Annotated in this window: 10 protein-coding genes; 2 read left to right on the top strand and 8 right to left on the bottom strand. The window is 43.4% G+C overall.

Annotation, left to right across the window (positions count from 1 at the left end):
* Window positions 1–29 precede the first annotated feature (29 nt).
* From CJD36_RS02615 to lpdA, 6 genes are all read right to left on the bottom strand, one after another.
* The gene (locus CJD36_RS02615) at window positions 30–1187 is read right to left on the bottom strand and encodes an NAD(P)/FAD-dependent oxidoreductase (RefSeq protein ID WP_105037539.1); all 1158 of its coding nucleotides are present in this window, start codon (window positions 1185–1187) and stop codon (window positions 30–32) included.
* 28 nt (window positions 1188–1215) lie between these two features.
* Window positions 1216–2373, bottom strand: a complete 1158-nt coding sequence (locus CJD36_RS02620) for an NAD(P)/FAD-dependent oxidoreductase (RefSeq protein WP_105037540.1) — start codon at window positions 2371–2373, stop codon at window positions 1216–1218.
* A gap of 112 nt (window positions 2374–2485) precedes the next feature.
* Window positions 2486–3565, bottom strand: coding sequence for an LptF/LptG family permease (locus CJD36_RS02625; protein WP_105037541.1), 1080 nt, complete (start codon window positions 3563–3565; stop codon window positions 2486–2488).
* Window positions 3566–3626: 61 nt separating this feature from the next.
* The gene (gene tgt, locus CJD36_RS02630) at window positions 3627–4757 is read right to left on the bottom strand and encodes a tRNA guanosine(34) transglycosylase Tgt (RefSeq protein WP_105037542.1); all 1131 of its coding nucleotides are present in this window, start codon (window positions 4755–4757) and stop codon (window positions 3627–3629) included.
* A gap of 156 nt (window positions 4758–4913) precedes the next feature.
* The gene (locus tag CJD36_RS02635) at window positions 4914–6242 is read right to left on the bottom strand and encodes a DEAD/DEAH box helicase (protein WP_105037543.1); all 1329 of its coding nucleotides are present in this window, start codon (window positions 6240–6242) and stop codon (window positions 4914–4916) included.
* Between the two features lie 137 nt (window positions 6243–6379).
* A complete protein-coding gene (lpdA, locus tag CJD36_RS02640) occupies window positions 6380–7786 on the bottom strand; it encodes a dihydrolipoyl dehydrogenase (protein ID WP_105037544.1) in 1407 nt (468 codons plus the stop codon).
* Window positions 7787–7958: 172 nt separating this feature from the next.
* On the opposite strand from lpdA, the gene CJD36_RS02645 reads away from it, so the two are divergent.
* Together CJD36_RS02645 and CJD36_RS02650 are read left to right on the top strand one after the other, a co-directional pair.
* Window positions 7959–9848 (top strand): RecQ family ATP-dependent DNA helicase, encoded by a 1890-nt coding sequence (locus CJD36_RS02645; RefSeq protein WP_105037545.1) that lies wholly within the window; start codon window positions 7959–7961, stop codon window positions 9846–9848.
* Window positions 9849–9871: 23 nt separating this feature from the next.
* Entirely contained in the window at window positions 9872–10762 is an 891-nt protein-coding gene (locus CJD36_RS02650) for a DUF6438 domain-containing protein (RefSeq protein ID WP_133162462.1), read from the top strand.
* Between the two features lie 424 nt (window positions 10763–11186).
* Here CJD36_RS02650 and CJD36_RS02655 read toward each other — a convergent pair whose 3' ends face one another.
* On the bottom strand, window positions 11187–12476 hold the full coding sequence (locus CJD36_RS02655) for a radical SAM protein (RefSeq protein ID WP_105037547.1): 1290 nt from the start codon (window positions 12474–12476) through the stop codon (window positions 11187–11189).
* Window positions 12477–12720: 244 nt separating this feature from the next.
* Window positions 12721–13245 carry a hypothetical protein gene (locus CJD36_RS02660; protein WP_105037548.1) on the bottom strand — a complete coding sequence of 175 codons (525 nt, stop codon included), beginning with the start codon at window positions 13243–13245 and terminating at the stop codon, window positions 12721–12723.
* Window positions 13246–13259: the final 14 nt, after the last annotated feature.

Below are 13259 nucleotides of genomic sequence, written 5' to 3' on the forward strand. Positions count from 1 at the left end.
TGATGCGTGTAAATAAAGAAACGGAAATGCTAAACAATACTCTGTATATACTTTCTTATTCGTTTGTTCTTTCCGATGAAGAAGACAATGTCGAGTAAGAAGGGAAGCTTGGAAAGTGTGCGTTGAGCCTTGTAGCTGCTATATAGCCCGTCTACAATAGATGATTGCAGCACATTGTCGTAGCCTTTCATAAACTCAGCGCTGAAGTCGTTGGCCTTAAATGAGCGGATCAACTGATCTGCAGCTATTTTGCCGCTCATTACGGCATTGCCCATGCCTGTACCTGATAATGGGTTAGAGAGTGACGCTGCATCACCTATTAGCATAAAACGCTTGCCAGATACTGTGCCTATGGTCGATCCAAGTGGGACACCAAAGCCTTCGAGTGTGGACACTTGTTCTGCGTCTGCGAACTTCTCTGCAAGCTCAGGGCTTTGCTTGAAGTAGTCGTAAAATGACTCTTTAAGATTGATCTTATTCTCAGAAATATTGCTGGAAAGTAAGCCAAAGCCTACATTAGACAGGTTGCCTTCTATAGGGAATACCCACAGGTAATTTAGGTTGTATTTGGAACTAAAGAAGACTTCACTTGTTACATTATCTGTATTTTTTACATTTTTGTAATAAGCTCTTACAGCCCCAAGATAATGAGCCCTATCCAGTGTTTTTTCAGTCAATTGCTTGGCAACTGTAGAGTGAGCGCCATCGGCGCCTATGATAATTTTTGCTGAATATATTACCGGAGAATTCTTGATAGTGAGTGTTACACCGTCATCAGTCACCGTTATTTTGTCGGGGACAGTTGCAGTGAAAATATCAGTACTTGTATACTTTCTGACGGTGTTGAGTAGGTAGTTGTCGAACTCTAACCTTGGACATGTATATGATTCACTTACCCAATCGAAGGTGAGTGATTTACCCTTATAATGTACAGTAGTATGCTTTAAGACCAGTGTCTTGGAAAAGTTGATAAAGTCTTTTTCGAAGCCGGGTAGAATGGCGTTCAATGTTTCAACTGCCTTTTTGTGCAACAGTTCACCGCATACCTTATCTCTCGGGAATTCACTTTTATCGATGATAGCCACCTTAAGCCCTGCCTGATGTAATGCCAATGCACAGCTGGTACCACTGGGGCCGGCACCAATAATCAGTACATCATATTGCTTTACATCTGCGCTTTCAGTCATGAGGTATTTTCAGTTATTTATTATACAATTATACTAAACTTTGTATTTTTTTCTTTATCCATTTGTACTGGGCCAACCAAAAAAGTATGTCGAGTATGAATGGGATGCCAGCCAAAAACCTTGTTGCTTTATAGCTGGCAACCAGGTCTTTGTATATCTGCTTATCAAGTAGTGCATTATATGATTGCATGAAAGTGGCACTGAAATTTTGTTGCTTGAAACACTCTTTTACCTGATCTGCCGCCAGCTTGCCACTCACCACCGCATTACCCATGCCTGTACCAGAGATAGGGTTGGTAAGCGATGCTGCATCTCCGATCAGCAAAAACCTGTCACCGGATACGGTGCCCATAACCGAGCCTATAGCTACACCAAATCCTTCAAGCGGACCTTCCTGTTTTGCATTTTGGAATTTCTCGCCAAGGTCCTTATCAATTTTGAAATATTGATAAAATGACTCTTTGAGGTTGATCTTCTTTTTTGAAATATCGCTGGATAAGAGACCGAAACCAACATTGGCCTTTCCACCCTCAACCGGGAATACCCACATGCAGTTGAGGTGATATTTGGAATTGAAATAGATCTCTGAAGTGTTACTTCTAAGGTCGGTTATGCCGGAGAAATAAGTTCTTACGGCGCCGAGGTAATGTTCTTTATTGATGACCTTGTGCGCTAACTGCTTAGCTACTGCCGAGTTAACACCATCGGCACCTATGAGTATTTTCGTCCTGAAAGTATGATCTGCACTCTTTAATGTTATGGTTACTCCCTGTTCGTCGGTAATAAACTTTTCGGGGGTAGTGTTGGTGAATACATCAATATTGCCTGCTTCTTTTACCTTGTTGAGCAGATAATTATCGAAGTGTATACGCGGGCACGTGTAAGATTCTCCTTCCCAGTTATACGTAACTACCTTGCCCTTATAGTGCATTTTGGTATGCTTTAATACAAGGGTTTTTGGGAATTTGGTAAACTCTTCTTTGAAGCCGGGAATGATGGAGTTGAATGTTTCTACTGTCTTCTTGTGCATCAACTCACCACACACCTTGTCTCGGGGGAAGTCACTTTTATCTATAATGGCTACTTTGAGTCCAGAGTCTTTAAGAGCGAGGGCGCAACTTGCACCTCCAGGTCCTGCCCCTATGATCACAACGTCATATGCTCTTATTTCGCCCCTGTTCTCCATTATAATAATACCGTGAGCGGCATTTTGTGTAAAAATAAAAAATAAAAGTTAAACAAAATGCTGATCGATATCATATATCTCAATAGGGGTATTTATTATAGAATGGTTCTATTTACTTTACCTGTCGCCTATATAAGTAGTATGCAATGATGGCGAAAATGAAGTTGGGGATCCAAACCGATATGAGCGGATCTAAAGATGCTTTGGTAGAGAATGTAGTAGATAGCTGCATGAACATAACATAGATGGCACTGATGGAGATGCCTAAGGCCAGATGAAAGCCACTACCACCGCGAATCTTCCTGCTGGCTATACATGCGCCTATAACAGTTAGGATCAGTCCGGCAAACGGCTGGGAAGTTCTGCGGTCTTTCTCAACGTAAAACATATTGAGGTTTTCTCTTCCTCTCAATGATTCGGTTTTAATGTATTCTATCAGTTCAGGCGTTGTGAGTGCTTCTTTCAATGCCTCGTTTCGGTTGAGGTCGGTAGGTTTGAAAGGGTAGTTGATATAGATATCATCCAGTTTGGTAACCGTTTCATGCAAGGTGTCGTTTCTGCGCACGATGATATTATGCAGATGCCAGGTTTGTTTAATGCTATCGTAAGACACATCATCTGCCATCATTTTCTCCAGCAGTAATGTGCCCTTCATTTTTTCGGCAGTAAAACCATTGCCTTTGCCACTGGTGAAGTTGAAGTTTTTGATATATACGTAAGCGTCTTTGGCATAGGCGAGGTGCACATTCTCGCCCGGTATGGCATAGTTGCCATCGTTGATGTACTTGTCTTCAAAAGCTACCCGCTGCTTATTGGCCAAAGGAATGATCCAGTGATTGGCTGCCAATGAGATGGCGCACAGGAAACTGGCACCTATAAGGTATGGCCTGAGGAACCGTTGAAAAGAAACGCCTGAAGACAGGATAGCAATGATCTCTGACTTATAGGCCATCTTAGATGTAAAGAAGATGGTGGCTATAAATATGAACAGGTGAAAAAGCAGGGCAGTGATGTGCGGAATGAAATTCTTATAGTAGTTCAGCACCACCATAAAGGGGGCTTTTTTCTGCACAATATTGTCCACCTTTTCTGAATAGTCGATAACACAGGAGATCACCACCAATATCATGATGGCAAAAAAGAAGGTCGTTAAGAACTTCTGTATTATGTACCAATCCAGTTTTTTGATCATATTGTTTATTGAGCCTCACCCCGGCCCTCTCCAAAGGAGAGGGAGATGTAACGCAATTTTATTAAAGTCTCGTTTTTAGTAAAGGTATCATTTCGTTTTTCCACGAGGTAAAGTCACCGGCAATGATGTGCTCGCGGGCTTGCTTAACCAGATGCAGGTAGAAAGCGAGGTTGTGTATACTAGCAATCTGCATAGCCAGTATCTCGCCTGCTATGAACAGGTGACGCAGGTATCCCTTGCTATAGTAGTTGCTTGTGTAGCAGTCGATACCATCGTCTATGACGCTGAAATCGGTAGCCCACTTTTTGTTGCGGATATTGACCACACCCTTTGATGTGAACAACATGCCATTACGGCCATTACGAGTTGGCATTACACAGTCGAACATATCCACACCCAAAGAAATATTCTCGAGGATATTCCATGGAGTGCCCACGCCCATCAGGTAGCGGGGTTTATCTTGCGGCAGGTATTCGCAGGTAAGTGCACACAATTCGTACATCATTTCTTCAGGTTCGCCTACTGAAAGACCGCCGATAGCATTACCATCGGCACCCATTGATGCGATAAATTCAGCTGATATTTTTCTCAGGTCTCTGTACGTACTGCCCTGAACGATAGGGAAGAGTGCCTGGTCATAGCCATACAAAGGCTCGGTATCAGACATATGCTTTACGCAACGTGCCAGCCACCTGTGGGTAAGCTCCATCGAGTTTTTGGCATAAGTATATTCCGAAGGGTAGGGAGGGCATTCATCAAAAGCCATAATGATGTCAGCACCTATAGCACGCTGTGTATCTACAACGTTCTCCGGCGTGAACAGGTGGCGTGAACCGTCTATATGCGACTGAAATACTACTCCTTCTTCCTTTATTTTACGGTTGGCTGCCAGTGAAAAAACCTGGTAACCACCACTATCGGTAAGGATGGGGCGGGGCCAGCCGGCAAATTTGTGCAGTCCGCCAGCCGCTTTAAGCACTTCGGTGCCGGGGCGCAGGTATAGGTGATAAGTATTTCCGAGGATGATCTCGGCCTTTACTTCCTTTATTAGCTGCTCGTGTGTAACCGCCTTTACGCTGCCCACGGTGCCTACCGGCATAAATATAGGTGTCTCTATCTCGCCATGGGCGGTAGTCATTTTGCCCGCACGGGCCGATGATGCGCTATCCTGCGCTTGTAATTCAAATTCCATTTTACAGGTGGCAAAGGTAAATGATAATGGGGCAATGACCTAATGGGGGAGTGGGTGAATGAGGTTAATATGTATGTTAAAATTATTCTGCCTGTCCCACTACAAGAGGGACAGGCAGACCTAAGATATTCACTTAAGTTTTACTTTAAACGGCAATTATTTTGCGATATCAATACGCACTTTTTTGCCTTTGATCTTTTCATGTTTCACCAGGCTTAATGCATCAGCGGCTTTGGTTTTCCTTACAGCTACAAAAGAGAAGAAGTCCTTCACTTCTATCAGTCCAATGTCTTCCTTCTTCAGTTCGCCTTTCTGACCAAGGAAACCTACTATATCTACCTTGTTTACCTTATCCTTTTTACCTGCAGCTATGAATAGGGTAGTCCACTTAGGTTTTTCAGGTAGCTCGGCATGTTCGGGCAGGGTAATTTGTTCTACCTCTTCGTTTACATATTCCGGCAAGGTTTCGTCGGGAGATAGTATAATGATGGTAGTGCCGGTAGCGTCCATTCTGGCCGTACGTCCATTTCTGTGGGTATAGATATCTTCGGTATGCGGCAGGTGATAGTGTATGATATTTCTAATGTTAGGTATGTCCAGTCCGCGCGATGCGAGATCGGTTGTCACCAATACATTGCATGTGCCATTTCTGAATTTGCAGAGTGCGCTATCTCTTTCCTGTTGCTCCATAGCGCCGTGGTAAAACTCATTGATGATACCTTTTTCTGCCAAAAACTCGCTGGTGCGCTCTACAGATTCGCGGTGATTGCAGAAGATAATAGTTGAGCGGTTACCTATCATACATATCAAGCGGAACAATGTTTCCAGTTTGTCACGACCGTCAGACATTACCGTTTTAGTCGTCAGCCTTTCTTCAGCCACTTCTTCACCGGTAAGGAAATTGAGTTTTATCTCGCCCTTCATTCTTACAAAATCCGGCACCTCTACTGCTTCGGTAGCGGAGGTGAGCATATGTTTTTTAAGGTTCTTCAGTGACTCTACTATAAAAGACATTTCTGCCTGGAAACCGAGTTCAAGTGATTTGTCGAACTCATCCAGAACCAACATTTTTATGGCATCGACAGTAATGTTGCCTCGGCGAATGTGGTCTGCAAGTCTGCCTGGTGTACCAACTATTACAGCAGGTGGTTGTATGAGATTGTTCTCTTCAGTTTCTCTAAGGTGTCCACCGTAGCAGCAGGTTATCTTCAACCCTGTCCCCATTTGCTTAAAGACATGTTCTATTTGGATAGCCAGTTCACGAGATGGTACAATGATAAGGGCCTGTGTTAATTTATTTGCTTCGTCGACCTGTTCTAAAATTGGCAACAGAAACCCAAGTGTTTTGCCTGAGCCAGTAGCAGAGAGCAGTATTACATCATTATTTGACTTGTTTGCTTCTATTGAAGCCAGTTGCATATCGTTAAGGGCATCTATCTTCAGGTTAGACAGAATGTCGCTAACCGCATATTTTATGTTTTGCATTGTGGCAAAGGTACTGAAGTTTACTAGCAGGTGGATAAACAGGGATATTAATAGAAAAAGCCACCGAACAGGCAGCTTTTTCTATTAATATTTGAGTTATGAAAGGGACGATTATCCCGTGTGCAAAATACTATCTATTACAAATGTATTGCTTCGCCCAAAGCTACTTCTATGGCGTCTTTCACGCTTTCGCTCATTGTGGGGTGCGGGTGGATGCTATCCAGCACTTCGTGCCATGTAGTTTCCAGTTTGCGGGCTACAACTGTTTCAATGATCATTTCTGTAACGTTAGAACCGATCATGTGTGTGCCCAACCACTCGCCGTATTTAGCATCGAAGATTACCTTTACGAAACCTTCAGTAGCGCCTGATGCACTTGCTTTACCAGACGCTGAGAATGGGAATTTACCCACCTTGATCTCGTAACCTGCGTCTTTTGCCTGCTTTTCAGTCATACCAACGCTTGCTACTTCAGGTGAGCAATAAGTACAGCCCGGTACATTGCCATAATCCAATGGCTCAGGCATGTGCTTGTACTTTCCTTCGCCAAATGCGATAGCTTCCACACAAATGATAGCGCCCTTAGATGCTACGTGTGCCAAAGCCTGGCCAGGGGTGATATCGCCGATAGCATAGATACCTGCAGCGCTTGTTTTGTAGAATTTGTCAACAGTTACTTTGCCCTTATCTGTAGCTACACCTGCTATATCCAGACCAATGTTCTCGATGTTGGCAACGATACCTGCAGCACTCAATACGATGTCTGCTTCCAGTGTTACTTCTCCGTCAGCAGTCTTTACTGTTGCTTTTACGCCTGCGCCTGCAGTATCTACCTTTTCAACAGAAGAGTTGGTCATGATAGTGATACCTTTTTTCTTCAGGCTCTTTTCCAGTTCCTTAGAGATATCTTCATCTTCAACCGGAACGATACGTGGCATGAACTCAACGATTGTAACCTTGCAGCCCATAGCATTGTAGAAGTAAGCGAACTCAACGCCTATAGCGCCGGAACCTACAACTATCATTGTCTTTGGTGTTTCTGGCAGTACCATTGCTTCGCGGTAGCCTATTACCTTTTTGCCGTCTATAGGCAGGTTAGGCAACTGACGGCTGCGTGCACCTGTAGCCAGGATGGTATGTTTAGCCTGATAAACGGTCATTTTACCATCTGCACCTGTTACTTCTACTTCTTTCTTGGCATTCAGCTTGCCCATACCCATGATCACATCGATCTTGTTCTTCTTCATGAGGAACTGAACACCCTTGCTCATTTTGTCGGCAACACCACGGCTACGCTTAACCACTGCAGGGAAATCTACCTTAAAGTCAGACGCCTGAATACCGTAATCGGCAGCATGGTTGAAGCTTTCTATAACGCTTGCACTCTTAAGGAGGGCCTTAGTAGGAATGCAACCCCAGTTGAGGCAAATACCGCCAAGGCTTTCTTTTTCTACTACTGCAGTTTTGAAACCCAATTGTGATGCACGAATAGCGGCTACATATCCGCCTGGTCCGCTGCCTATTACGATTATATCGTATGCCATATAAGAAAGTATTTAAGTGTTCGTTTTTTTACTGGCGCAAAGGTAGTAAAAGTTTGGTTTTGGTTTATTATTTATGGTTGGTAGTTTGCCGGAACTGGTAAGAGGGTATTAGTTCGTATATCATCTTTATATTCGCATTCTACAGTCGTTCAATCAAAATCACAACAGAAAATTGCCATCAGCGGAAGAAATATTAAAAAAGTATTGGGGGTATGATGGTTTCAGGCCGTTGCAAAAGGATATTATTGATTCTGTGTTGACAGATAATGACACATTTGCCTTGCTGCCTACCGGCGGGGGGAAATCTGTATGTTACCAGGTGCCGGCGCTGATGCTGGATGGTTGTTGTCTGGTCATTTCTCCCTTAATAGCCCTGATGCAGGACCAGGTGAACAGACTACAGCAATTGGACATACCAGCCGCCAGTATACACTCAGGCATGTATTATAATGAGGTAAGGCAGACATTGGAAAATGCCATAAGCGGGGATTACAAGCTGCTTTATGTATCGCCCGAGCGCCTGCAAACCGACCTGTTTCAGGATTACATGTATAAGCTGGATGTGAGCCTGATAGCAGTGGATGAGGCACATTGTGTATCGCAATGGGGCCATGACTTCAGGCCTGACTACTTGAAGATAGCTGAGTTAAGGAGTATTTATAAACGAACGCCTGTGCTGGCACTCACCGCCACCGCAACTGAAGAGATACAACAGGACATAGCCCTGCAACTAAAACTAAAAAAGCCCAATTATTTTAAGCAGAGCTTTGCCCGCCAAAATATATTTTATGAAGTAAGGTATTCTGAAAATAAGAATAGGGATACTGAAGATGAGATCAAGGATTGTAGTATTGTATACTGCCGCAGCCGTAAGCAAACAGAAGCGACGGGCAGGCACTTGCAGCAACATGGTATCAATACCGCTGTATATCATGCTGGTATGACCAAGCCCGACAGAGATAAGGCGCAGGAAGAGTGGATGGCAGATAAGGCCCCCGTAATTGTAGCGACCACTGCATTTGGGATGGGTATAGATAAGCCAGATGTGAGGACGGTGCTGCACTATGATGCGCCGGAGCATTTGGAAGCATGGTACCAGGAAGCGGGTAGGGCAGGCAGGGATGGTAAAAAATCGTTTGCATTGACACTATATAACAGTGTAGATATAAAAAGACTTAGTGAGAGTACTGCATTGCAGTTTCCGCCCGAGTCGTTTATGAAGAAGGTATACCAGGGTGTGGCAGAATACCTGCAGATACCAATAGGCTGTGAGCCTCATAAATATTACTCTTTTGATATTTCTGACTTCTGCGACAAGTTTTCATTACAGCTAACGCAGGTGATATACGCCATGAAGCTGCTGGAACGGGAAGGGTTGTGGGCAATGACGGAGGCGGTACATTCACCATCGACCGTGCATTTTATAACAGACAGGCATGTGCTGGATAATATGGCCACATCTCACCCTAAGATGCAATACATAGCTGTGGGATTGCTACGGATGTATAATACTATTTTTCATTTCCCAACGCACATCCGTGAGTTTGCAATAGCCAGGCAGCTGCGGCTACAGTACGATGAAGTAGTGCATATGCTGGGCCAGATGCACAGGATGGGATTGATAGAATATAATAAAGCCGGCGATGGACCACAGCTGTTTTTTCATCATACCCGAGTAGACAGTGCACATTTGTTAATAGACTTGAATCGGATACATGTACTGCGCAAGCGACATGAGTTGAGGACGGAGAAAATGCTGGCATTCCTATACAATAAAGAAGTGTGTCGGGAGCGGGTTGTATTGCAGTATTTTGGTGAGGTCGATGCAAAGGATTGCGGGCATTGCGATGTGTGTAAAGGTGAAAGGGCGGTAACTACAGGGGCAGGTAAGCTAAAAGAGCAATTGTTCAGGACACTGATGGCGGGTAGTAAGACACTTGCTCAGCTAACGCAAACGTATGACGCACCAGATAAGCACCAGATAACAGAATTGGTAAGAGGTATGATGGATGAGGGGGTAGTTATAATAGGTGATGATGGGGTGGTGAGGTATAAAAAGTAATGTATACAAACTGAGAATCTCCTATGAATGATAGATTATTAGCCTTCATCACAAGCTTATTTTTGTGTTTTACCTCCTTTTCAAGCCTTGCCAATGAAATAGACTCCCTTAAAACCAGACATGATGTCAATAAGTTTATCACCGACAGATTGAGTAGCCGATGGAACGGGATATTATTGGAATGTAAAGCACTACCATCTGACTTTGATCCAAATAAATTTGATCCGTCGTTAGACACTGAAGATCTCTTTTACAAAGCCGACCTGGACGGGAATGGACTTACAGACCTTATTGTTTGTGGAGTAAGAAAGTTCGCAATAACTGATGAGGGGGAAGGTAAGTATGTACCTCATTTTATTGATACATACTGTATGGATGAGATGAAGAAGCTTGTAAATATTATTTACAAACCTTCGGGCACATGGCTCGTTTTGCAGAGATATGCAGGCGATTTCGTTCCTGATGCCAAACCTGATACATTGGTATACAAATATGGGCAGATGCTGGAACTCAACAGATCACCTGATCATTTTGATATTCAATACGTCTCATTTAAGGCAACTGCTTGTTATGGCGCTTGTCCGTCGTTTGAAATGCAGATCAACCCCAATGGTTTTGTATCTTATGAGGGTAATGGCAATGCCCAGATAGGTTTCAAGCGGGCGTATCTCGATTCGGTGGAGACTGATGATCTCTTTAATACCCTGAATTATGTGAATGTCACCAAGCTAAGGGATAGCTATACTATTCAGATAACTGATATGCCTACGTATACTATTGAAGTCGTATTCAGAGATGGCCGGTCAAAAAGAATATCAGATTATGGTGGTTGTGCACCGCTAGCTATACAGATACTCTTTGAGGATATGTTTACTATAGCCAGGAAGAATGAGTGGGTGAGAGATGAGAGGTGATATCTCTAAGAGTTCGGATCAAAAGCACGTTAAACTGGTCGTCAAGTGAGTGCTATGCTAATTCTCGTGACTGATGAGTAAAGATATTATTATATTGCGTTGCAATATAATAATATGACATATTTACGCATAGATACAACAACCATGCAAGCACAAAAGTTAGTTGCCTTCTTGGAAACCTGCCCTTTTGTGAAAATTCTAGACAAGCCAAATAGCGCGACAAAAATGGCTATAGAAGATGCCAGGTTGGGTAAAAAGAAGAAAGCAAAATCGCTAGAGCAGTGTTTGCCGAGTTAAAGAAATGACACCATTGTACTTACTGGGACATACAAGTGGTATTACAATTATTGTCTCTTGGAAGCTACAAAAAAAGAGTTGACAACTTTCTTAGAAGCTGTCAACTCTGAATGATGTGTTGAAATTATCAATGTGCAAAATCAGTCTCGAAGTTCAACATACGCTCTTTTGGCGGGTTGAAGTAGCCGAACTTAAGGTTGGGGAATTCTTCCTGTATCAGCTCTATCATTTGCTTCATGCCCATGTTCTCGCCCGGGTCTGTAACGCCCATCTTGCCGAGGTACCAGTCGGGGTCGATATTAAAGTTACGCCACTGTATCATGCTGATATCGGTCTCGCGAATGAACTCACATAGCGCTTCATACTCTGCAATGCTGTCTGTCATGCCTGGGAATACGAAGTAGTTGATAGATGACCAACCACCGTACTTGCGTACTATCTTCAGGCTTTCCTTCAGGTCGTCGAATTTGTAGTTGTTTGGCTGATAGTATTTGGTGTATATATCAGGACGGGCTGAATTCATACTTACACGTATGCTGTCCAGTCCGGCTATCATCAATTGCTCTACCGCTGCTGGTTTGCTGCCGTTGGTGTTGATGTTGATACTTCCTTTCTTAGTATGCTTGCGGATCTCAATGATAGAATCCTTGATAGTTTCCCACATCAACAGGGGCTCGCCTTCGCAACCCTGGCCGAAGCTTACGATTGGATAAGGAGCAGTTTCAAGGTGTGGTACAGTATATTCAGCTATTTCTTCTGCTGTTGGTTTGAAGGTCAATCTATCCTGAGTAGAAACAATAGTTTCATCTTCAGGCTGGAAAGAGATACAACCTATGCAGTTGGCATTACATGCAGGCGAAGTAGGAATTGGGCACTCCCATCTGCCCATAAAGAAGTTCCTTGATGCCGGGCAGCTGTAGGTAAGTGTGCATTTTTCAGCCAGGTGTTTTACCAACCTGTTGTGCGGGTAAGCTTTTACAAAATGATCCACGCCTTCCTTTATTTTGCGGTCGTCATAACCGCTGCACTCCTGGCGTATGTCGCGCTCAATGCGGACAGCAGGAACGTAAAACTTATTGTTGAGCCAACCTGCAGCCGTGTAAGAGAACAATGGCAGAGTAGGTGCATCGGGCATTGTTTCATAAGCGGCAAGATACAAACCGGTATGTGCAGGAGGAATGAAAGCAGCTACTGCCCATCCTTTTTCGCACAGGCGCATATCCCCCGTTTTCACGTCGATACCTATTCCTCTTCTTCCGGGTAGTTCGTATAATGTTCCGCCATCGGGCAGCTCTATCCAGTCTTCATCAGGTATTGGTGCAGCATCCCATCCGCTCCGGCCAACAACATATAAAGTAGTGTCTTCAAAAATATTTCCCTTCCCGTCAGAATATAATATGTAAGGAGTTGTGATCATTTGTTAGTTTCAATAAATACGGTGCAAAGTTATTGGCTTATTTCCAGTAATCCCACTGTAAAGGGTAATAGCCATTACGGATCGTTTATATTAAGCGATAATCTGGGTATTGATCATTAAATAAATGGTATTCAGCATTTTAAATGGCACTCAGTTTTGAGAAAGGCATAATACCTTTAAATAATAAAGACTAATGTAATGTGAAAATTGCTACTGTGATACCCGGCCGAGTTGATGCGGAGTGCTATGCTTTAAGGCTATTGTCAATACAAGTCACCTGTTCAGTAATTATCTTTTTCTTCTGCAGATCGAGATATTTTGACGGGGCAATGGTGAGACATGCGCTGATTATTAATAATATGGCTGAGCGAATAAGGATGTTTTTGTAGAAGGCTATGTGACGTATGGATACTGTAAATGCCAGGGAAAGCGTGAAAACAACATTAAGGGCAAGTGTGAAGATCAGGATCATCATATTGCCATCGGTATACAGCAGTCGATATAAAATGCCGGCGATCAATACAGATAATACTACTGCCGATACTAATGAGCCTATGATCTTTAACGCTGTGATCTCTTTGTAGCTACTTCTTTTAAAACAATCGCGGAGACGGATATCGTTGAAAAGGAAGAAGCCACAGAGCAGGTAATGTATAGAAAGGCATATTAATGACAGTGCAATAAGCGGCAACCCGCCGGTAAGTCCGGCAAGTTTTATGAGCACGCCTATGAGGGCCATTATTGTAAAAACCTTTTCTAAAAATTTCATCGGGGTGTAAAGAT

The sequence above is a fragment of the Flavipsychrobacter stenotrophus genome, from assembly GCF_002954265.1.
GTDB classification, from domain to species: Bacteria; Bacteroidota; Bacteroidia; order Chitinophagales; family Chitinophagaceae; genus Flavipsychrobacter; species Flavipsychrobacter stenotrophus.